The organism is Azonexus caeni, assembly GCF_048146105.1.
GTDB classification, from domain to species: Bacteria; Pseudomonadota; Gammaproteobacteria; order Burkholderiales; family Rhodocyclaceae; genus Azonexus; species Azonexus aromaticus_B.
The window spans coordinates 69111-88568 of record NZ_JBKJAD010000020.1 but is presented as its reverse complement, the minus strand read 5'-3'; the positions used below and the strand labels follow the sequence as shown (position 1 = coordinate 88568).

Annotated in this window: 21 protein-coding genes; 15 read left to right on the top strand and 6 right to left on the bottom strand. The window is 66.0% G+C overall.

The window, feature by feature from the left end; translation table 11 throughout:
* Positions 1-93 precede the first annotated feature (93 nt).
* Positions 94-297 carry a hypothetical protein gene (locus ACLIIZ_RS16755; protein WP_416693917.1) on the bottom strand — a complete coding sequence of 68 codons (204 nt, stop codon included), beginning with the start codon at positions 295-297 and terminating at the stop codon, positions 94-96.
* A gap of 397 nt (positions 298-694) precedes the next feature.
* Between ACLIIZ_RS16755 and ACLIIZ_RS16750 the strand changes: the two genes are divergently transcribed.
* Positions 695-1087: a bacteriohemerythrin gene (locus tag ACLIIZ_RS16750; RefSeq protein WP_416693916.1), complete on the top strand. Its 393-nt coding sequence runs from the start codon at positions 695-697 to the stop codon at positions 1085-1087.
* 220 nt (positions 1088-1307) lie between these two features.
* The gene (locus ACLIIZ_RS16745; RefSeq protein ID WP_416693915.1) at positions 1308-4004 is read left to right on the top strand and encodes a methyl-accepting chemotaxis protein; all 2697 of its coding nucleotides are present in this window, start codon (positions 1308-1310) and stop codon (positions 4002-4004) included.
* A 34-nt stretch (positions 4005-4038) separates the two neighbouring features.
* Here the strand turns inward: ACLIIZ_RS16745 and ACLIIZ_RS16740 are convergent, their stop codons facing one another.
* Positions 4039-5028, bottom strand: coding sequence for a TPM domain-containing protein (locus ACLIIZ_RS16740; protein ID WP_416693914.1), 990 nt, complete (start codon positions 5026-5028; stop codon positions 4039-4041).
* Positions 5029-5042: 14 nt separating this feature from the next.
* On the bottom strand, positions 5043-6119 hold the full coding sequence (locus ACLIIZ_RS16735) for a hypothetical protein (protein WP_416693913.1): 1077 nt from the start codon (positions 6117-6119) through the stop codon (positions 5043-5045).
* A 167-nt stretch (positions 6120-6286) separates the two neighbouring features.
* Here ACLIIZ_RS16735 and ACLIIZ_RS16730 point away from each other — a divergent pair, with 167 nt between their 5' ends.
* The 9 genes from ACLIIZ_RS16730 to draG all read left to right on the top strand — a co-directional run bounded on the left by ACLIIZ_RS16730 (position 6287) and on the right by draG (position 13472).
* On the top strand, positions 6287-6811 hold the full coding sequence (locus ACLIIZ_RS16730) for a M48 family metallopeptidase (RefSeq protein WP_416693912.1): 525 nt from the start codon (positions 6287-6289) through the stop codon (positions 6809-6811).
* Between the two features lie 123 nt (positions 6812-6934).
* Complete coding sequence (gene nifB, locus ACLIIZ_RS16725) at positions 6935-8437, top strand: nitrogenase cofactor biosynthesis protein NifB (RefSeq protein WP_416693911.1); 1503 nt, start codon at positions 6935-6937, stop codon at positions 8435-8437.
* Positions 8438-8716 (top strand): 4Fe-4S binding protein, encoded by a 279-nt coding sequence (locus ACLIIZ_RS16720; RefSeq protein ID WP_374327253.1) that lies wholly within the window; start codon positions 8438-8440, stop codon positions 8714-8716.
* 773 nt (positions 8717-9489) lie between these two features.
* Positions 9490-9960, top strand: coding sequence for an ArsC/Spx/MgsR family protein (locus ACLIIZ_RS16715; RefSeq protein WP_416693910.1), 471 nt, complete (start codon positions 9490-9492; stop codon positions 9958-9960).
* A complete protein-coding gene (locus ACLIIZ_RS16710; RefSeq protein WP_416693909.1) occupies positions 9938-11209 on the top strand; it encodes an FprA family A-type flavoprotein in 1272 nt (423 codons plus the stop codon). Before ACLIIZ_RS16715 ends, ACLIIZ_RS16710 begins: the two co-directional genes overlap by 23 nt.
* 16 nt (positions 11210-11225) lie before the next feature.
* Complete coding sequence (locus ACLIIZ_RS16705; protein ID WP_416693908.1) at positions 11226-11513, top strand: 2Fe-2S iron-sulfur cluster-binding protein; 288 nt, start codon at positions 11226-11228, stop codon at positions 11511-11513.
* Between the two features lie 84 nt (positions 11514-11597).
* Entirely contained in the window at positions 11598-11960 is a 363-nt protein-coding gene (locus tag ACLIIZ_RS16700) for a 2Fe-2S iron-sulfur cluster-binding protein (RefSeq protein ID WP_374327257.1), read from the top strand.
* 7 nt (positions 11961-11967) lie between these two features.
* Entirely contained in the window at positions 11968-12540 is a 573-nt protein-coding gene (locus ACLIIZ_RS16695) for a nitrogen fixation protein NifQ (RefSeq protein ID WP_416693907.1), read from the top strand.
* On the top strand, positions 12519-13472 hold the full coding sequence (gene draG / locus ACLIIZ_RS16690) for an ADP-ribosyl-[dinitrogen reductase] hydrolase (RefSeq protein WP_416693906.1): 954 nt from the start codon (positions 12519-12521) through the stop codon (positions 13470-13472). The genes ACLIIZ_RS16695 and draG overlap by 22 nt, the downstream gene beginning before the upstream one ends.
* A 195-nt stretch (positions 13473-13667) precedes the next feature.
* Here draG and ACLIIZ_RS16685 read toward each other — a convergent pair whose 3' ends face one another.
* Positions 13668-14516, bottom strand: coding sequence for a LysR family transcriptional regulator (locus ACLIIZ_RS16685; protein WP_416693905.1), 849 nt, complete (start codon positions 14514-14516; stop codon positions 13668-13670).
* Between the two features lie 100 nt (positions 14517-14616).
* Here ACLIIZ_RS16685 and ACLIIZ_RS16680 point away from each other — a divergent pair, with 100 nt between their 5' ends.
* From ACLIIZ_RS16680 to ACLIIZ_RS16665, 4 genes are all read left to right on the top strand, one after another.
* Complete coding sequence (locus ACLIIZ_RS16680; protein WP_416693904.1) at positions 14617-15825, top strand: YbfB/YjiJ family MFS transporter; 1209 nt, start codon at positions 14617-14619, stop codon at positions 15823-15825.
* Positions 15826-16124: 299 nt separating this feature from the next.
* Positions 16125-16988, top strand: a complete 864-nt coding sequence (locus ACLIIZ_RS16675; RefSeq protein ID WP_416693903.1) for a metal ABC transporter solute-binding protein, Zn/Mn family — start codon at positions 16125-16127, stop codon at positions 16986-16988.
* Positions 16985-17737 carry a metal ABC transporter ATP-binding protein gene (locus ACLIIZ_RS16670; protein WP_416693902.1) on the top strand — a complete coding sequence of 251 codons (753 nt, stop codon included), beginning with the start codon at positions 16985-16987 and terminating at the stop codon, positions 17735-17737. The genes ACLIIZ_RS16675 and ACLIIZ_RS16670 overlap by 4 nt, the downstream gene beginning before the upstream one ends.
* Positions 17734-18534 (top strand): metal ABC transporter permease, encoded by an 801-nt coding sequence (locus tag ACLIIZ_RS16665; RefSeq protein ID WP_416693901.1) that lies wholly within the window; start codon positions 17734-17736, stop codon positions 18532-18534. Before ACLIIZ_RS16670 ends, ACLIIZ_RS16665 begins: the two co-directional genes overlap by 4 nt.
* Here ACLIIZ_RS16665 and ACLIIZ_RS16660 read toward each other — a convergent pair.
* Together ACLIIZ_RS16660 and ACLIIZ_RS16655 are read right to left on the bottom strand one after the other, a co-directional pair.
* The gene (locus ACLIIZ_RS16660) at positions 18520-18900 is read right to left on the bottom strand and encodes a bacteriohemerythrin (RefSeq protein ID WP_416693900.1); all 381 of its coding nucleotides are present in this window, start codon (positions 18898-18900) and stop codon (positions 18520-18522) included. The genes ACLIIZ_RS16665 and ACLIIZ_RS16660 overlap by 15 nt on opposite strands.
* Positions 18900-19451 carry a hypothetical protein gene (locus ACLIIZ_RS16655; RefSeq protein ID WP_416693899.1) on the bottom strand — a complete coding sequence of 184 codons (552 nt, stop codon included), beginning with the start codon at positions 19449-19451 and terminating at the stop codon, positions 18900-18902. The genes ACLIIZ_RS16660 and ACLIIZ_RS16655 overlap by 1 nt, the downstream gene beginning before the upstream one ends.
* Positions 19452-19458: the final 7 nt, after the last annotated feature.

Below are 19458 nucleotides of genomic sequence, written 5' to 3'. Positions count from 1 at the left end.
GACGACATGGCCGACATGATCACCGAACGCCATCGCCGACGACTTGAGGCGATGCAATCCGCCTACCAAAAACAGGCCAAAACCCTTCGGGCATCAAAGTAATGCCGAATCTGACAAAGTAGAACTATCCAGGGTATCGATCTTTTCATGCACCTGCTTTTCGATTTCGTAGCGGATGATGTTTCTTGCGACCTCCTCGACGAAACCGGGCTTGGCGATAGAAGCAAGAAACGCCAGCGCAAAGAAGGTAGAACCGACGATGCCGAGGGCAAGGACCAGATGGCGGATCACTGGCATTGATCTACGCCCCCAAACCTTGGCGTTGCAGGGCCGGGAAACTACTACAGCATCCTGAACACGAAATATTGAAGGTCATTGGTCGCACTCGGGGTTGAACACGACAAAAGTCATGCTTGGTATCGATTTCGCCAAGAATGTATTCGATCCGCATCGCATTGACCAGCGCGGCCGACTCCCCCCATCTCCCCAGCGTCAAGGTTGTACTCGGGTGGCTCGAAAATCTGCGCTTCGAGCAGAACTGCAAGCGTGCCGGAGCGACTCTGGAATCGGCCGCCTTCAGGAACAATTCCCCGACTCACGCAGTCCAAACAGGCGTCAGAACGACCTCCCGGCAGTTGATGCGAATTGAGCACCCGGACGCCATCATCAGCAGCGAAAATCAGGAGACATCGCAATGCAGAATCTGACCCACTGGGAACGAAGCTACAGCGTTGGTAACTGGATGCTCGACAACCAGCATCGCAACATCATGATCCTGTGTCAGCAGACGATAGACCGGATCGCCGTCGACCAGCCCTTTCGGTCGGCTGGCAGCGAATTGCTGATCTTCACCGGCGAGCATTTTTCCGCCGAGGAAAGGCTGCTTGCGATGACCGGCTACGCCACGCTCGAGCATCACCGGGAAGAACATCGGCGCTGCCTCGCCGCGTTGGAACAAATGCTCGATGATGCCGCCAGCGGGCGGATTTCACCCGAAATGCTGGGCGATGCCCTGTCACGCTGGTGCGTGGGCCATATCCTCGATTCCGACCGCCAGTTCTCGCCTTTCATCCAGCGCCGGCACTGAAGCCGGGAAGCTTGCCCGATGAAACAAAGCGGCATTGCTACCGCCTGGCCCGCCGCGCCTTCCGCAAACTCCCCCGCCAAGCCGGGCATAGGCTAAATTTACGGCTTTGGCGCCGCTGGCGAATGCAGACACTTCGCCGACCACAACAATGACAGAGACTCTCCCGCGCTTCGGCGCGGGCAGATCAGGCTGAAGCAAGCTGACTTCGAGATCGTGAGACATGAACACCATCAGAAAATTGATCGCCGTTGCCACGACCTTGGCCGTGCTCCTGATCCTGACGCTGGTCGCCGTTGCCTGGTTCGGCTTCGACCGTAATCTGGACGCGCTCAGGACGGAACGGGAGGTGACCCAGCCGGCGCTGCGGGCGATGCTGCAAGCCCGTTTCCATGTGGTGCAGATCCAGCAGTTTCTGACCGATGTCTCGGCGACCGGCGACGCGCAAGCTTACGAGGAAGCCAGGCGGAACCTGCAGCAGGCCAAGGCGCATCTGGCACGCCTGGCCGAACTGAACCCGTCGCTGGCGGCCGAGCTCGGTCAGTTGCAGAAGGCACTCGACGATTTCCATACGGCCGGCGTCGACATGGCGCAGGCCTACGTCAGCGCCGGACGCGAGGCGGGCAACGCGAAGATGCAGGCGCCGGAGGTGGGATTCGACGCCCGGGCGGTGAAACTGACTGCCCAGTTGGACCGGATGGAGCAGGAAATCAGCGAACTCGCCGAACAAGCGGCGGCTACATCGCTGGACATGGGCGCATCGGCACGGACGCAAACCTTGTTGCTTGGTCTCGTCGTCGCGCTTTGCGTCGTCGGCGCCGGCCGCCATCTGCGCCGCCTGCTCTACCGCCAGCTCGGCGGCGAGCCGGCGCTGGCGGTCGCCGTGGCCAACCGGGTGGCGAACAATGAGCTGGATTTCGACATCCCGCTAACGGCCGACAACACGGACAGCCTGATGGCGGCCCTCAAGCGCATGCAGCGAAACCTGTTGGCGCGGACGCAGGCGGAACACGAGACAGCGCAGGAGATGCTGCGCGTCAAGATCGCCCTCGACAACGTCAGTACCGGCGTGATGATCGCCGATCCCGAACGCAAGATCATCTACGTCAACAAGGCGGTGCAGGCCGTACTGAAGAACGCCGAGGCGGACATCCGCCAGCAGTTGCCCAATTTCAGCGCCGACCAGCTGATCGGTCAGAACATCGACGCCCTGCACAAGAATCCCGCGCTCCAGGCCAGGTTGCTGGGCGAGTTCACCCGCACCCATAGCGCCCAGCTACAGATCGGCGAGCGCCACATGACGGTGACCGCCAACCCGGTGATCACGGCCGATGGCACACGCCTCGGCGCCGTTGCCGAATGGCGCGACCGGACACATGAAGTGCAGGCCCAGGGCGAAATCCGCAGCATCCTCGACGCCGCCGTCCAGGGCGATTTCAGCCGCCGCATCAAGACCCGCGACAAGGAGGGTTTCTTCCTCGAGATGGCCTTGGGCATGAACCAATTGCTCGGCGTCGTGCTGGAAGCGCTCGACGACATTGCCCGCGTGCTCAGCGGCCTGTCGCGCGGCGACCTGTCGCAGCGGATCGAAAGCGATTACGAAGGCACGCTCGGTCAGCTCAAGGACGACACCAACGCCACCACCGAGCAGCTACGTTCGGTGGTTTCCCAGATCAAATACGCGGCCGACGCGATCAATGTGGCGGCCAAGGAAATCGCCTCGGGCAACCAGGACCTGTCGCACCGGACTGAGGAACAGGCCTCCAGCCTGGAAGAGACGGCAAGTTCGATGGAGCAATTGAACAGCACGGTGCGCAACAATGCCGAACTGGCGAGCAAGGCCGCCGAACTGGCTGCCAACTCGAACCTGGCGGCGGAACGCGGCGGTGCGATGGTCGGTCGGGTGGTCGACACGATGGGCGGTATCCAGGCCAGTTCGAAGAAGATCGCCGACATCATCGGCGTGATCAACAGCATCGCCTTCCAGACCAACATCCTTGCCCTCAACGCGGCGGTCGAAGCGGCGCGTGCCGGCGAACAGGGCCGGGGCTTCGCCGTGGTCGCCACCGAAGTGCGCAATCTGGCCCAGCGCTCGGCCGATGCGGCGAAGGAGATCAAAGCGCTGATCGACGAATCGGTCGGCAAGGTCGAAGACGGCGTCCAACTGGTACACGACACCGGCGAGACCATCCGCGAGGTGGTCGTCGCCTTCCAGCAACTGGCGCGGCTGGTCAACGGAATTGCCGAAGCCAGCCGGGAACAGGCCAGCGGGATCGAACAGGTGTCGGGCGCCGTCTCGCAGATGGACGAAGTGACGCAACAGAATGCCGCCCTGGTCGAAGAAGCAGCAGCGGCGGCGGAATCGCTCGAGGAGCAGGTCGAGGGCCTGAGCCGTTCGGTCAACATCTTCAGCCTGGACGGCAAAGCCCTCACCCTGGGTGGCTCGGGCGGGGTCGATTTCGACGCGATCATCCAGGCTCACCTGCAATGGAAGTTCAAGCTGCAGCAATACCTCGACGGCAAGGGCGAAGCGCTCGACCCCGCCGTCGTCGGCTGCGACGACAAATGCGCGATGGGCAAATGGATTTATTCGGACGGCAAGGCCAGCTACGGCAATGACCCGCTGTTCGAGGAAATGCGGCGCAACCACGCGGCTTTCCACTGTTGCGCCGGCGACGTGATCCGGCTCGCGCAAAAGGGCGAAAAGGCCGAGGCCGCGCTACGCCTGCGCGACGATTTCGCCGCCCAGTCGGCGCTCACGGTAGGCCAGATTCGCGCCATGAAAAAGCGCCACGGGCACGGTAAAACGCTTGCCCCGGTACCGCTGGCTCCGGCCGGAAAACGCGCTGCGCCCCCCAGCACCGTGCCGGCCCTGGCGCCGGCACGACAAAGCGGCGAAAACGAGTGGATCGAGTTCTGATCGGTGCCGGGGCCGCCCTGACGCGGCCCTTGCCTCAGTAATCGCCCGAGGCACCGCCACCGCCGGAACTGCCGCCGCCCGACGACGACGAGTCGCTGTCGCCAGAACGCCACGACGAGGACGACGAAACGCTATCCCAGTTGCTGTACGTCGTCCCACTGCCGCCGCCCTGGCCGGGTTTGCCGAACAGCGCGGGCAAGCCAAAAACCAGGCCGAACAACGCATTGGCACCGAGCAAGCCCCAGGCGATTTCCGGCGCATCGGAAAAAACCTGCGAAAAGACACCGAAGAACACGCCAAAGAAAAACCCGAAGAAGGCAAACAGGACGAAAGCCGTGCGCGTCTTGCGCCCCAAATCGGTCGACTTCGGCACGCGCCGCCGGCTGATCAGCCAGTAAAGCAGCGGAAAAAGCAAATTGCCCAGCCAGAGGACAAACAAGCGTTGAAGGAAAATAGCGCCGTCGAGTTGCGCGCTCTGCTCAGCCGGGGCGCCGCCGGTCAGTTCGGCGAGCGCCGCCGGATCGCCCTGCATGCTGCGGCGCATCGCCTCGAAGCCGGCGAGCAGGCCATCGGCGTAGCGATTCTCGCGGAAAGCCGGCTGATAGATGTCGATGACGATGCGTTTGCTGAGTGCGTCGGTGAGCGTGCCTTCCAGCCCGTAGCCGACTTCGATGCGCATCTTGCGCTCGTTGGGCGCGACCATGACGAGCAGGCCGTTGTCCTTGTCGGCCCGGCCGAGGCGCCATTGTTCGAAGGTCTTGAGCGCCGCCGTCTCGATGCTGTCGCCCTGCAGACTGCCGGTGATGAAGACGGCGGCCCAGATACCGTCCTGGCTGCGCAGTTCGGCGATGCGCCGGCTGAGCGTCGCCTGCTGTTCGGCGGAAAGGCGGCCGGTTTCGTCGAGGACGTCGCCCTGGAAGGGCGGCGGCGCAAAGGCGCGAGCGGCCAGCGCGACCAAGGACAGGCAGAGCGCCAGCCAGAACTGGCGCTGCCAACTCATGGTGCTCCAGCGGACGGCAGACATGGTTTCGCTTCTCCTCAGCCCGGCTCGGGCCTTTCGATCAGGCTGCGCAGCAATTCGCCACTGGGCAGTTGAAAGCTGAGCCCGATCGCCCGCACTTGCCAATCGCCACCGGGAGTCCAGCGTTGAAAGCCGGTCAGCACGCAGTCGCTGCTGCGTTTCTCGCCGGCTTCGGGCGGGCTGCCGAGCATCTGCGTGTAGGGCATCAGCCCGGGCTGTTCGAGGATCAGGTAGGCGCGCGGACGGGGAATCGGCACCACCGGATCGACGCCGTCGGCCCGGAAGGCGACGGTGAATTCGGCGGCCGGCGGGGCGTTGGCGAAATCCAGCGCCGGGGTGAATTCCGAGCGCTGCCGGCCGGCGAAACCTTTTTCCCAGTGCAAGCGAAGGTAAGGCGGCGCTTCCTTGGCCGACCACATGAGGTGCAGGTCGTTGCCGTTGGTGCAGTAAACCGGATGGGCGCTGCTCTGATCGACCGGCCACAGCCCGCCCTGGCGCAGTTCGACGGCGAGCAGCCGGGTATCGGCCGGCGCCAACAGGGACTGGCTGTAGATCAGCCCGACGCCGGGCAGGTGGTAGCGCTGTACCGGCTGCACGGTGTGGCGCAGCGGGATGTTGTCGGCGGGCAGCGAGCGTTGCATGCCGATCTCGCGGGCGGCCGCGGAGAGCGGCGCTTCGGCAGCAAAGAAGGCGCTGCCGGGAATGGCCAGGATGGCCAGTCCGCTGACCGCCAGCGCCAGGCTCTCGCCGCCCGTCAGCGCCGGCCTCGCCCAGCGGCCGGCGAGCAGGTGGCTGCCGAACCAGAGCGGCGGGGCGACCAAGAGCAGGACCACGTAGAACACCGCCAGCGCCTCCGGGCCGCCGACGCTGCGCGCCGGGACGATCAGTACGGCAAGCACCAGCGGGGCCGCCAGCGCCGACACCAGGCGCACGAAGAGCCAGCCGGCGAGGCGCCCGGAACGCTTGAAGCAGCGGCTTTCCAGCCAGAGCAGGCCAAGCACCAGGGCGAGCAGGCCGGCCGCCGCCAGCCACCAGAGCTGCTTTTGCCCGGCGGGCATGCGCGAGAAGGTATCGAGAACTTGCTGCCATTCCATGGCGAGACTCCGGAGAATGCCGCGGGCGACGTGTTCGCCAGTTTAACCGCGAGCGGGACCGGCTGCCGGCGCGCGCGGAAGCGATTGCCAGGCCCGGACGACGGAAACCGCGCTACCCATTTCCGGCAATTCCCGGGACAATTCCGCCTCGTTCCGGAAGCTTCCCCGTGCCCACCCCGCTCCCCGCCTATCTCGCCGGCTATCCGCCCAGCCTGACCGAACCGGTCGCCCACCTGCTCGATCAGGGACGGCTGGGCGAGGCGCTGCGCCGCAAATACCCGAGCGCACACACGCTCCGCACCGACCGCGCGCTGTACGATTTCGTCCAGGCGCTGCGCAACGACTTCCTGCGCAATTCGCCGCAGCCGGGCAAAGTGCTGTTCGACGGCAAGCTGCAGTCGGTCGGCCGCGCCCTCGGTACGCACACGCGGATCGCCCGGGTTCAGGGCGGCAAGTTGAAGACCAAGCACGAAATCCGCATCGCCGCGATCTTCCGCGAAGCGCCGCCGGAATTCCTGCGCATGATCGTCGCCCACGAACCGGCGCATCTGCGGGAAGGCGACCACGACAAGGCGTTCTACGCCCTCTGCTGCCACATCGAGCCGGACTATCACCAGCTGGAGTTCGATACCCGGGTCTATCTCTGCCATCTTGCGGCGGGTGGTACACCGTTGTGGCCGACGGCTGTCTGATTTGCGACAAGCCACCCGACAGCGGGCCGGCGAAATTTTCGTAACAAACTGATTTAACAGGGAATGCACCCCTGGCACAGCGATTGCTGAAATGACTGCGAACCGATTTCCAGGAGTCAGACCGTGGAACTTCCAGTCATCAGCAACAGCATCCCGCAAGCCGAAGGCGGCGGTTGTTCTTCCAGCGGTTGCGGCACGGCGCCGGACGCGCTGGCCCACCTGCCAGACCACATCCGGGCCAAGGTGCAGGACCACCCCTGCTATTCGGAACAGGCTCACCACTACTTCGCGCGCATGCACGTCGCCGTGGCGCCGGCCTGCAACATCCAGTGCAACTACTGCAACCGCAAGTACGACTGCTCGAACGAATCCCGCCCGGGCGTCGTTTCCGAGCTGCTGACTCCGGACCAGGCGATCAAGAAAGTGCTCGCGGTGGCCGCCGAGATTCCGCAGATGACGGTGCTCGGCATCGCCGGACCGGGAGACCCCTTGGCCAACCCGGGCCGCACTTTCGACACCTTCCGCCAGCTCTCCGAGAAGGCCCCGGACATCAAGCTGTGCGTGTCGACCAACGGGCTGTCCTTGCCCGAGCACGTCGACGAGATCGCCAAGCACAACATCGACCACGTGACGATCACCATCAACTGTGTCGATCCCGAAGTCGGCGCCAAGATCTATCCGTGGATCTACTGGCAGAACAAGCGCATCTTCGGCATCGAAGGCGCGAAGATCCTCATCGAGCAGCAGCAGAAGGGTCTGCAGATGCTGACCGAGCGCGGCATCCTGGTGAAGGTCAATTCGGTGCTGATCCCCGGCGTCAATGACCAGCACCTCAAGGAAGTCTCGAAGATCGTCAAGGAAAAGGGCGCCTTCCTGCACAACGTCATGCCGCTGATCGCCGAGGCCGAGCACGGCACCTACTACGGCATCATGGGTCAGCCGGAGCCGAGCCAGGAAATGCTCCAGGAACTGCAGGACGCCTGTGCCGGCGACATGGCGATGATGCGCCACTGCCGCCAGTGCCGCGCCGACGCGGTCGGCCTGCTGGGCGAGGACCGCGGCGACGAGTTCACGATGGACAAGATCGACGTCATGGACATCGACTACGAAGCCGCCATGGTCCGCCGCAAGCAGGTGCACGACGAGATCATCGACAAGCTGGAAGCCGAACGCGGCGTCGCCAAGCCGAAGCCGACCGACATCCCGGAAGGTTCGCGGCCGGTGCTGATGGCGGTGGCCGGCAAGAACGGCCTGGTCGCCGAGCACTTCGGCCACGCCCGCGAGTTCCTGATCTACGAGGCTTCACCGGAAGGCGTGCGCTTCATCAGCCACCGCAAGACCGAGCTCTACTGCGGCGGCATGGACGCCTGCGGCGACGGCGACCTGGTCGAAGCGGGCGGTACGGAATCGCTGCTCGACCGCAACATCCGGATTCTGTCCGGTTGCGAGGTCGTGCTCTGCTCCAAGGTCGGTTACGAGCCCTGGGCCAAGCTGGAAGCCGCCGGCATCGCGCCGAACGGCGAACACGCGATGGAGCCGATCGAGGAAGCGGTGATGGCGGTGTACAAGGAAATCGCGGCGACCGGCAAATTGCTGCCGCAAGCCGATACTCTGAAGGTGGCGTAAATGGCACTGCAGATAACCGAATCCTGCGTCAATTGCTGGGCTTGCGTCGATGTCTGTCCGAACGACGCGATCTACGAAGACAAGCCGCACTTCCTGATCGAACCCGACAAATGCACGGAATGCCTGGGCGACCACGCCGACCCGCAATGCGCCGCGATCTGCCCGATCGAGATGGCGATCGTCAATGAACTGGGCGAGTTCCTGAACCCGCCTGGTTCGCTGACCGGCATTCCGATCGAGAAGCTGAAGGAACTGGGATTGTGGCGGGACGCGGCGTAAGGGGTTCTTCGCCGCTGGCGGCCGACCGGGTTGGGGCCTGGTCGGCTTTGGGCGCTTCTGGTGCGCGGACCTTGTTGGTTTCTGAAGCGCCGGTTTCCGCGCCTGACGCGCGGGCGTGCTTGGTTGTTGAACCGCTGTTTTCCGCCGCTGACCGGCGGGCGTACTTTCTTTTTTGTGGAAAAAAGAAAGTAGCCAAAGAAAAAGCCACCCCAGGTTACGCGGTCGGCTGCGCCGACTCCCCTGCGCTACTCGAAGGGCCGGGCGGCTGCGCAACTCGGCCCTGCGGGCCTCAGACAGTGCTCGCCGACCTCCCCCGGCCCTTCTCCGTTGCTCGGCGCTCCACATGGGGGCCCCAAAAGGCGTCTCTGCTGAATGGCCAAGGTTTAAATTTAAACTTTGGGTGTTTCCGTTCCGCTCGGTTTTCCGGGCCCCTTGGGAGGCGCCGAGCAACGCAGGCGTTGGCGGATAAAGGGCGAGCACTGTCTGAGGGGCAAAGCCCCGAGTTGCGCAGCCCCCGCCAACGACGAGTAGCGCAGGGTACCCGCGCAGCGGGCGCCGACCTAGGGGTGGCCTTCTTTTTGGCTACTTTTTCTTGGCCACGCAAGAAAAAGTACGCCCGCCGGTCAACGGCGGAACCCAGCGGTTCAGCAACCAAACACGCCCGCGCGTCAGGCGCGGAACACGGCGTCTCAGCAACCCCTCACCAACAAAAACATAAGCACCTCATCCCAATCCCAACGGCCCCTTTGACTCCATAACCAGGAACCCATCTCATGGCCATCATCACCTTCTACGAAAAACCCGGTTGCAAGGGCAACCTGCGCCAGAAAACCCTGCTCGCCGCTGCCGGCCATACCGTCCAGGCGAAGAACCTGAAGACCGAGCCGTGGACCGCCGAGCGCCTGCTGCAATTCCTCGGCAAGCTGCCGGTCGCCCGCTGGTTCAACCCGAGCGCGTCGGCGATCAAGAGCGGCCAGCTGGTGCCGGAGAACATCAGCTTCGAGCACGCGCTGCAACTGCTGCTCGAGAATCCCCTGCTGATCCGCCGCCCGCTGATGGAAGTCGGCGATGAGCGCATGGTCGGTTTCGATGCCGAGGCGGTCAATGCCTGGGTCGGTCTGAACGGCGTCGAGCTGCCGGCGGGCAACATCGAGGCCTGCGTGCATGGTCCCGACGGCCACGGCAGCTGCGGCGGCCACGATCACGAAGACGAGGCAGAGCATGCCGCTTGCGGCACACACTGATTCTGCCGTCGAGATCGCCCCGGGCGTCCACTGGGTGGGCGCCCTTGATCCGCATCTGCGCAGTTTCGACATCATCCTGAAGACGGCCAACGGGACCACCTACAACGCCTACGTGGTGCGCGGCGAAACCGGCGTGGCGGTGATCGACACGGTCAAGGAGAGTTTCTCCGACGATTTCTTCCGCCGTCTGGAGTCGGTCGCCGATTACGCCGAAATCACCACCATCGTCCTCAACCATCTGGAACCGGACCACAGCGGCGCCCTGCCCGAACTGCTGCGCCGCGCGCCACAGGCGCGGGTCTATCTGTCGAGCCGGGCGCAGATGATGCTGAAGGCGCTGTTGAAACCGGCCGGCGGCAAGCCGCCCGAGTACATCCCGGTAACCACCGACGACAGCGTCGATCTCGGCGGCCGCACGCTGCGCTTCCTGCACACGCCCTACCTGCACTGGCCGGACACGCAGTGCACCTACCTGGTCGAGGACGGCATCCTGTTCTCCGGCGACATCTTCGGTTGCCACTTCTGCGATCCGCGCCTGTTCAGCGACCGCGTCGGCGATTTCCGCTTCTCGTTCGAGTACTACTACGCTCACATCATGCGTCCCTTCCGTGAGCATGTGCTCGATGCGGTGGCGCTGATCGAGCCGCTCGAACTGACGGTGATCGCCCCGGCGCACGGGCCGATCCTGCGCCAGCAGCCGCGCGACTACGTGCACCGCTACCGCGAGCTGGCAACGCCGCGCCTGTTCAATGAAGCGCGGGTGGAAAAGACGCTGCTCGTCTTCTACATCTCGGCCTACGGCAACACCCGGCGCATGGCCGAAGCGCTCGCCGCCGGCGCCGAGGCCCTGGGTGGCGTGCGCGTTTCGCTCTACGACCTCGAAGGCGGCGAAGCCGGCGTGTTCACCGACCTGATCGAGGAAGCCGACGCGCTTGCCTTCGGCAGCCCGACGATCAACGGCGACGCGGTCAAGCCGGTGTGGGACGTGCTGTCGTCGCTGACCACGGTCAACGTCAAGGGCAAGCTGGGTGCCGCCTTCGGTTCCTACGGCTGGAGCGGCGAGGCGGTGCGGCTGATCGAGGACCGCCTGCGCGGACTCAAGCTGCGCGTGCCGGTGGAGGGGCTGCGCATCAAGCTGGTCCCCGACAACGGCGAGCTAGCGGCCTGCCGCGACCTCGGCGAACTACTGGCGCGCCATCTGACCGGCCGGCTCGAAACCCGCGTCATCGACATGGCCGAACTGGCCTGAACCTGGAGAGAACAAAATGCCCAAAGCGAAAGTCACCTTCGAAGACATCGGCGTCGCCGTCACCGTCCCGGCCGGCACCCGACTGATCGAAGTCTCGGAAAAGGTCGGCGCCGGCATCACTTACGGCTGCCGCGAAGGCGAATGCTGCACCTGCCTGACCAAGGTCGTCTCGGGCGGCGAAAACCTCGCCCCGCCGAGCGTCCTCGAAGACCAGGTGCTGAAGGACAACATGGCGCCGCGCGGTCACCGGCTGGCCTGCCAGGCGCAGATCCTGGGCGGCGAGATCGTCGTCAAGCCCGCCTGAATCACCGGACAAGATTAAAAGCAAAGCTTCACCCCAACTACAACAGAGAAACCCCACTAACCCGCTCAACCCGAAGGAAACAACATGGCGCTCATCACTTTCAGCAGTCCGCTGCACAAGGACAAAACCGTTTACGCCGTCGCCGGCAGCCGTACCCAGACCGTGCTCACGCTGGCCAAGGAACACCACATCCCGATCGATTTCGGTTGCGAAAACGGCGACTGCGGCACCTGCCTGGTCAAGGTCTCGTCGGTCGATGCCAAGCGCAGCCCGATGGGCGCGCCGCTGACCGACCACGAAATCCGCGTACTGCGCGAAATGGGCAAGATCACCCAGGCCGAAGTCGACAAGATGCTGGTCGACGACCTCTGCCCGACCCAGTGGCGTCTCGCCTGCCAGATGGTGCTGCGCGACGAGGACCTGCTGATCGAGTACCCGAGCAAGTGAGTCGGTGATGAACGGTCCGGATCGTCTGCCCTGGCGTTCGCTGCTGCAGGCCGGCCTGCTGGCCGCGCCGGCCGGCGCCGCGGCGCGCGACGATGCGAACCGTCCCTTGCTGGCCAGCCTGCTCGCCGGGCAGGCGGCCGGCGAGGGTTGCCTGCCCGCCGACCTCGGCCTTGGCGCCGAACGTCACGCGGCGCTGCTGCGCGATTATTTCCCCGGCTGCCCGCTGCCGCCAGCGGCCGATTCCCGGCTCGACCTGCCGGAAGCCGAGGAACTGCAGCGCCTGCTGCGCGATCACCTGACCCCCGGCCTGGCCAGCGCCGCCTGGATGGTCGACATCCTGACCGCCGCCTGCGTCGGCCGCGACCACCTGTGGCAGGATCTCGGACTCAACGACCGTGCCGAACTGAGCCGGCTGATGCTCATCAATTTCCCGGCCCTCGCCGCCGCCAACACGGGCGACATGAAGTGGAAGAAATTCCTCTATCGCCAGTTGTGCGCGCGCGAGGGCATTTATGTCTGCCCCGCCCCTTCCTGCGGCGTCTGCGCCGATCACGCAAAATGTTTTGGTCCGGAGAACTGATTGCCCGCAACGCGCCGGTCCGCCGGCGCGTCACCCAGGAACGCCCGCCGCTCTACGAGCGGGCGATCGCCGCCTATCTCGGCCTGGCGATCGGCGACGCGCTGGGCGCCACCGTCGAGTTCATGACGCCGGCGGAAATCCGCCTGCAGTACGGCGTCCACGACGAAATCCGGGGCGGTGGCTGGCTGCGCCTGAAGCCCGGCCAGGTCACCGACGACACGACGATGTCGCTGGCGCTCGGCGAATCCATCCTTACCGCCGGCGCGGTCGACGCGCTGGCCGCCGCCGAAGCCTTCGACGCCTGGATGCGCGGCAAGCCGGTCGACATCGGCAACACCGTGCGCCGCAACCTGGTGACTTTCCGCAAGAGCCGCCATCCGGAAGCGCCGCCGTCCGAACACGACGCCGGCAACGGTGCCGCCATGCGCGTGCTGCCGGTGGCGCTCGCCTGCTACGGGCGCTCGCCGGAACAGGTGATCGCCGCCAGCCGCGCCCAGGCCCATGTCACCCACCACAACGCGGTGTCCGACGCGGCCTGCGAAACGCTGGTCTTCATGGTCCAGGATTTCCTTGCCGGGCGCGACGCGCTGAGCGTCGAACGCGAACGCGCCGCCCGCCTGGTCGCCGATTTCCCCTGCTACGCCTGGGACCGCAAGCACGCCGAGAACCCTTCCGGCTACGTCGTCGATACCGTGCAGGCGGTATTCCAGTCGCTGTTCGCCACCGAATGCTTCGAGGACTGCCTGATCGACATCGTCAATCGCGGTGGCGACGCCGACACCACCGGCGCCATCGCCGGCATGCTGGCCGGCGCCCGCTACGGGCTGGAGGCGATTCCCCGGCGCTGGCTGCGCAACCTCGACGAGCTGACCCGGGTACGCTGCGAAAAGCAGGCCGAAGCCCTGCTGCGTCTCGCCGAAACACCCGTCTGAGCGGCCCCGCCGAACGGCCACAACACAGGCCGATACGCGCTGTTGCAAACCGTTACTTGCCGCCGCCGGGCCGGCTCCTTATTCTGAACCCATGCGCTGACCAGACATCAGCCTGACGGTCACCTCCCTCTCCCCCGACCCCAACAGACCGTCCAGAAAGCCTCGTACTCCCCCCGGTACGGGGCTTTCGCCTTTTCAGGCGGCGCCTTCCGCCAGCGCCGCGGCCAGCGTCGCCAACGCTGCCAGCGGCGGCGCCTCGCGCAGGCGGATCATGCCGGTCGGGACGGCGGCGATTGCCGGCGGCACTGTTTCAACCACCAGATCCGCCGCGTGCGGCGACTGTTCGACGACGCGTCGCGGCATCAGCGTCCAGCCGAGGCCGACCGCGACGCAGCCGAGGATGCCCTCCAGGGTGCCGAACTCCATCGCGTCGGCCAGCGCATGCCCCTGGCTGCGCTGCCAGGCAAGCGCCCGGGTGCGGTAGGCGCAACCTTCACGGAACAGGATCAACGGCTGCTGCAGCGGATCGTGGCCAGCGGCATGGACCTGCACCAGTTCCTCGACCAGCAGTTCGCTGAATTCCAGTTCCGGGTGGATCACCGGCCCGGCGATGCAGGCGCAGTCGAGCTTGTGCTGGATCACCCGGTCGGCGAGGCGGGCGCTGGTATCGGTGAATACGCGCAACTCGATGCCGGGGTGGGCGGCGCGCACCGCCTTCAGGGCACGCGGCAAGTGCAGCGCGGCGAAGGTCTCCATGGCGCCGATGCGCAACTCCCCGGTGGCCTCGCCGACCTGGCGCACCGCCACCGCCGTCTGCCGTTCCAGCATCAGCAGGCGGCGGCTGTAGTCGAGCAGGACGCGACCGGGCGGCGCCAGTTCCAGGCCCCGCCCCTTGCGGAAGAAGAGCTCGGCACCGAGTTCCTCTTCCAGGCGACGGATGCGCGCGGTGACGTTGGACTGCACGGTGTTCAGTTTGCGCGCCGCGGCGAGGATCCCGCCTTCCTCGACCACCGCCTGGAAAGTCCTGAGGGCGACCAGCTCCATAAATCAATCTCCGAAAACGAATGGTTGTATCTGAACAAATCAATTGTAGCGATAGCTTAGCCCGTTTATCGTTGTTTCACCAACCGAGGAGACAACAACAATGACCGACCAACGACAACGACTGAAAGTCCTGGGCGCCGGCATCTTCAGCCTGCTGCTGGCGCTTGGCGTGGCCCGTTTCGCCTACACGCCGCTGCTGCCGCTGATGCAGCAGCAGGCCGGACTCGGCGTCGCCGACGCCGGCTGGCTGGCGGCGATCAACTACGGCGGCTACCTGAGCGGCGCCCTGCTCGCGTCGCTGATCAGCGACCTGGTGCTGAAGGACCGCCTGTTCCGCCTCGGCATGCTGCTCGCGGTGGCCAGCACGGCACTGATGGGGCTGACCAGCGAACCCTGGCTGTGGGCGGTGTCGCGCTTCGTCGCCGGCCTGAGCAGCGCGGCGGCGATGCTGTTCGGTACCGGCCTCATCCTCAACTGGCTGATCCGCCATAAGCACCGCAGCGAATTGGGCATCCACTTCGCCGGCATCGGGCTCGGCATCGCCGGTTGCGCCGCCGCCGTGGCACTGATGCAACAGTGGCTGGACTGGCGCCAGCAGTGGTTCGCGCTGACCGCGCTCGGCGCCCTGCTCGCCGTGCCGGCGCTACGCTGGCTGCCGCCGCCCGACACCAGCGGCGTCACGCGCAGCGGCGAAAAGCTTGAGGACAACCCACCGTCGCCGCTCTTCCTGCGCCTGTTCATGGCCGCCTATTTCTGCGCTGGCGTCGGCTACGTGGTCAGCGCCACCTTCATCGTCGCCATCGTCGACCGCCTGCCCGGCCTCGCCGGCAGCGGCACGCTGGTCTTCCTGGCGCTCGGCCTGGCGGCGGCACCGGCCTGCATCGTCTGGGATTTCGTCGCCCGCCGCACGGGCGAACTGAACGCGCTGATCCTCGCCGCGCTGCTGCAGATCGTCGGCATCCTGCTGCCATTGGCCGGCGGCCTGCTGCCGGCGCTGGCCGGGGCAATGCTGTTCGGCGGCACCTTCATCGGCATGGTCAGCCTAGTCCTGACCATGGCCGGCCGCTACTACCCGACGCGACCGGCGAAGATGATGGGCAAGATGACGCTTTCCTACGGCCTGGCGCAGATCCTCGGCCCGGCGATCACCGGCTGGCTGGCGGCGGGCCGCGCCGGCGACTACGCGGTCGGCCTCTACCTGGCGGCGGCAGTGATGGTCGCCGGCAGCGCCCTGCTCTTCCTGCTCAAGGCAGTGCAGCGGCGCGACGCCGGGGGCTCCGTTGCGCCTTGCGCCTGCCCGCAGAACTGAACGGCGCGACGGCGACCACGGACCGATACGCGCCGTTGCAAACCGTTACTTGCCGCCGGCCGGCCGCCTACTTATTCTGAACCCATGTGCTGAACAGACATCAGCCCTGACGGTCACCTCCCTCTCCCCCGACTCCCCGGACCGTCCAGAAAGCCCCGTACTCCCCCTCCGGTACGGGGCTTTCGCCTTTTCGGGGGAGACCAGGCAAGAAAAACGCGAAAGCTGCGGTCGGCGCTTTATCGGAAAAATGTTATGTTATAACATCACGAATTCGCGCAATTCCCGTCGAGGTCCTTCCCATGTCTCTCTCCCGTCGCATCCTGGCCTTCTGCCTCGTCCTCTGCGCCAGCCTCGCCCGCGCCGAGCCGCTGACCGTCGGTGTCAGCCTGCTGCCGATGCAGACCTTCGTCGAACGCATCGGCGGCGAGCATGTCCGGGCCGTCGTCCTGGTGCCGCCCGGCAAGAGCCCGGCCAGCTACGAACCGACGCCGAAACAGATGCAGGCACTGGCTGCCGCGCCGCTTTATTTCCGCATCGGCGTGCCGTTCGAGAAGGCCTGGCTGCCCCGCCTGCAGCAGGCGCTGCCCGGACTGCGCCTGATCGACCTGCGCGACGGCCTGCCCCTGCGCCCGATCGACCAGCCCGGCAGCCACGATGGTCACGCCCACGGCAAAGGCGAAGCCGACCCCCACACCTGGCTGGCGCCGCCGCTGGTGATCCGCATGGCCGCCCGCATCCGCGATGCGCTGATCGCCGTCCGGCCCGAGTTGCGCGCCGATTTCGAACGCAACCACGAGCGTTTCGTCAGCGACCTGCAGGCGCTCGACGGCGAATTGCGGCAACGTCTGACCGGCAAGCAGCAACGCCATTTCATGGTCTTCCATCCGTCGTGGGGCTATTTCGCCGACGCCTACGGCCTCACCCAGATTCCGATCGAGGCCGGCTGGAAGGAACCGGGGCCGCAAACCCTGGCGCGCCTGATCGACGAGGCGAAGCGCCGGCAGATCCGCGTCATCTTCGTCCAGCAGCAATTCTCCCGGCGCGAGGCGGAAACCGTCGCCGGCGCCATCGGCGGCGAAGTGCTGGCGGTCGATCCGCTGGCGCCCGATTACCTCGCCAACCTGCGCCGCGTCGGCGAAACCTTCGCCCGCGTCCTGCAATGAGCGCCGCGCCGGCCATCGTCCTCGAACACCTGTCTTTCGCCCGCGGCGAACAGATGGTGCTCGACGACCTGAACGCCGTACTGGCCGCCGACGATTTCGTCGTTCTGGTCGGCCCCAACGGCGCCGGCAAGAGCACCCTGCTGCACCTGATCCTCGGCCTGCTGACGCCGACCGGCGGCGGCGTCACGCTGCTCGGCGGCGCCCCGGCGGCGACCCGCGCCGCCGTCGGTTACGTTCCGCAGCACGGCCGTTTCGACCGGCGCTTTCCGATCGACGTCGGCGGCATGGTGCTGCAGGGCCGCCAGCCACCCGGCTGGCACCCCGGCTGGCGGCCAGCGGCGGCCGATCAGGCAGCGGTCGACGAAGCACTGACCCGCTGCGGCATCGCCGCGCTCAGCCGGCGCCGCCTCGGCGCCCTCTCCGGCGGCGAGATGCAGCGCGCGCTGATCGCCCGTGCCCTGGCCGGCAAGCCGCGCCTGCTGCTGCTTGACGAACCGACGGCAAGCATCGACCCGGCCGGCCAGGAAGCGCTCTATACGCTGCTCGGCGAACTCAATCTGCAGATGCCGCTACTCGTCGTCTCGCACGACCTCAGCCTGATCAGCCGCCAGGCGCGCCGGGTCTGGTGCCTGAATCGCCGCCTGCATGTCCATCCCGCGCTCGAACTGACGGCGGAAACCCTGGCCAGCCTCTACGGTTTCCCGGTGCGCGCCGTCGATCACCGCAGCGACCACGCGGAGACCGCGTGAGTTTCCTTGCCGCCCTGCTGCAACAGACCTTCCTCCAGCACGCCGTCGCCGCTTCGCTGCTTGCCGCGCTGGCCTGCGGCGTCGTCGGCGTGCTGGTCGTGCTGCGGCGCATCGCCTTCCTCGCCGGCGGCATCGCCCACGGCGCGCTGGCCGGCATGGGCGCCGCCTACCTGCTCGGCTGGCCGCCGCTGCCCGGCGCCATCGCCGCCGCGCTGGCGATGGCGGTCCTGCTCTGGCGACTGACCACCCGCCAGCGCCACGACGAGGAGGTGCTGATCGCCGCCATGTGGTCGGTCGGCATGGCCGCCGGGCTGATCATGATCGCCCGCAGCGCCGGCGAAAACCCGGACCTGATGAGCTACCTGTTCGGCAACATCCTGATGGTCGGCCGCGACCAGCTGCTGTGGATGGCCGGCCTCGACCTGCTGACGCTGGGCATCGTCGCCGCCTTCTACCCGGCGATTGCCACCACCGTCTTCGACGAGGAATACGCCCGCCTGCGCGGCCTGCCGGTCGAGGCGATCCGCCTGCTGCTGCTGTTGCTGGTGGCGCTGACCGTCGTCCTGCTGATCCAGGTGGTCGGCCTGATCCTGGTCATCGCCCTGCTCACCCTGCCGGCTGCCGCCGCGCTGTCGTCCCGCTCGATGCTGGCGATGATGTGGCGGGCCGCGCTGATCGCCGGCGCCGCCTGCCTGGGTGGCCTGTGGCTGGCTTATGCGCAGGACTGGCCGGCCGGCGCCAGCATGGTGCTACTCACCGCCGCCGTCTATCTCGTCGCCAGCCTACGCCGCCGCTGAATTCAGGCGCGCGGCAAGTGCCGCATCCATGGTCTGCAAATGCGTCATGAACCAGCCCGGCAGGCTGCGGGCGTATTCGCGCGCCGCGCGCAAGCGGCCGGTGGCGACACCACGGCCGAAAAAGGCGAGTTCGCCGAGCACCCGCAGATGCTCGGCACGATGCTCGCCGGTCGCCGGGAAGCGGCAGGCCACCATCAGCTTGTCCTCGTTCTCGAAGTGCCGCCTGGTGTCCTCGCGCAACTGCGCGAAAAGCGCCGGAAACTCGACGTCCGAAGCGGCCAGCAGGGCGTCCGCGAGATCGACGAAGGCGCGGTGGGTGGCGTCCATTTCCGCCACCCCGAGAACCATTTCGCTCTGCCAGGGCATCAGATGGCGCCGTGGTTCTCGCGCTTGTTGGCGTTGGTCTTGCCCATCGCCTCGTCGAGCGCCATTTCAGGGTACTTGAACGGGGTGACCAGCAGTTCCTCGTACACACGGACCACCTTGTCGGCGGCGCCCATGCCCTTGAAGTCGCTCTTTTCCAGGCCCAGCGTCTCGCACAGTTCGGTCCACACCATGCCCTGCACCATCGGGATGAAGACGAACTGCGCGCCGTTGATCGTCGACACGAAGGGCTGGTCGATATTGACCGTATACAACACGACCTGGCTACCGGCCTTGATGTCGGCGCCGTACTTGTCGAGCAGCGCCGGCATGAACTGCAGTTCGTCGAGCGAACCGATCAGCAGCTTCAATTCATCACCAACGGTCATCAGCACGGCCTGCTTCATGACTTGTTGCGGCGGCTTGCGGCGCCCCTGGGCATCGGCGATTTCGCCTTCCTGCAGCACCAGTTCGCCGCGATAGGCCATGCAACCGGCCAGGCTCGCCGCTTCGCAGAAATTGGCGTTGAAGAACAAGGATTGGTAACGGTCCATCAGCATT

Bases quoted from the DNA above. Each gene is read 5' to 3' on its own strand.
- ACLIIZ_RS16755 (WP_416693917.1), bottom strand. From the start codon at position 297: ATGCCAGTGATCCGCCATCTGGTCCTTGCCCTCGGCATCGTCGGTTCT.
- ACLIIZ_RS16750 (WP_416693916.1), top strand. From the start codon at position 695: ATGCAGAATCTGACCCACTGGGAACGAAGCTACAGCGTTGGTAACTGG.
- ACLIIZ_RS16745 (WP_416693915.1), top strand. From the start codon at position 1,308: ATGAACACCATCAGAAAATTGATCGCCGTTGCCACGACCTTGGCCGTG.
- ACLIIZ_RS16740 (WP_416693914.1), bottom strand. From the start codon at position 5,028: ATGTCTGCCGTCCGCTGGAGCACCATGAGTTGGCAGCGCCAGTTCTGG.
- ACLIIZ_RS16735 (WP_416693913.1), bottom strand. From the start codon at position 6,119: ATGGAATGGCAGCAAGTTCTCGATACCTTCTCGCGCATGCCCGCCGGG.
- ACLIIZ_RS16720 (WP_374327253.1), top strand. From the start codon at position 8,438: ATGGCACTGCAGATAACCGAATCCTGCGTCAATTGCTGGGCTTGCGTC.
- ACLIIZ_RS16715 (WP_416693910.1), top strand. From the start codon at position 9,490: ATGGCCATCATCACCTTCTACGAAAAACCCGGTTGCAAGGGCAACCTG.
- ACLIIZ_RS16710 (WP_416693909.1), top strand. From the start codon at position 9,938: ATGCCGCTTGCGGCACACACTGATTCTGCCGTCGAGATCGCCCCGGGC.
- ACLIIZ_RS16705 (WP_416693908.1), top strand. From the start codon at position 11,226: ATGCCCAAAGCGAAAGTCACCTTCGAAGACATCGGCGTCGCCGTCACC.
- ACLIIZ_RS16700 (WP_374327257.1), top strand. From the start codon at position 11,598: ATGGCGCTCATCACTTTCAGCAGTCCGCTGCACAAGGACAAAACCGTT.
- ACLIIZ_RS16695 (WP_416693907.1), top strand. From the start codon at position 11,968: ATGAACGGTCCGGATCGTCTGCCCTGGCGTTCGCTGCTGCAGGCCGGC.
- draG (WP_416693906.1), top strand. From the start codon at position 12,519: ATGTTTTGGTCCGGAGAACTGATTGCCCGCAACGCGCCGGTCCGCCGG.
- ACLIIZ_RS16685 (WP_416693905.1), bottom strand. From the start codon at position 14,516: ATGGAGCTGGTCGCCCTCAGGACTTTCCAGGCGGTGGTCGAGGAAGGC.
- ACLIIZ_RS16680 (WP_416693904.1), top strand. From the start codon at position 14,617: ATGACCGACCAACGACAACGACTGAAAGTCCTGGGCGCCGGCATCTTC.
- ACLIIZ_RS16675 (WP_416693903.1), top strand. From the start codon at position 16,125: ATGTCTCTCTCCCGTCGCATCCTGGCCTTCTGCCTCGTCCTCTGCGCC.
- ACLIIZ_RS16670 (WP_416693902.1), top strand. From the start codon at position 16,985: ATGAGCGCCGCGCCGGCCATCGTCCTCGAACACCTGTCTTTCGCCCGC.
- ACLIIZ_RS16660 (WP_416693900.1), bottom strand. From the start codon at position 18,900: ATGCCCTGGCAGAGCGAAATGGTTCTCGGGGTGGCGGAAATGGACGCC.
- ACLIIZ_RS16655 (WP_416693899.1), bottom strand. From the start codon at position 19,451: ATGGACCGTTACCAATCCTTGTTCTTCAACGCCAATTTCTGCGAAGCG.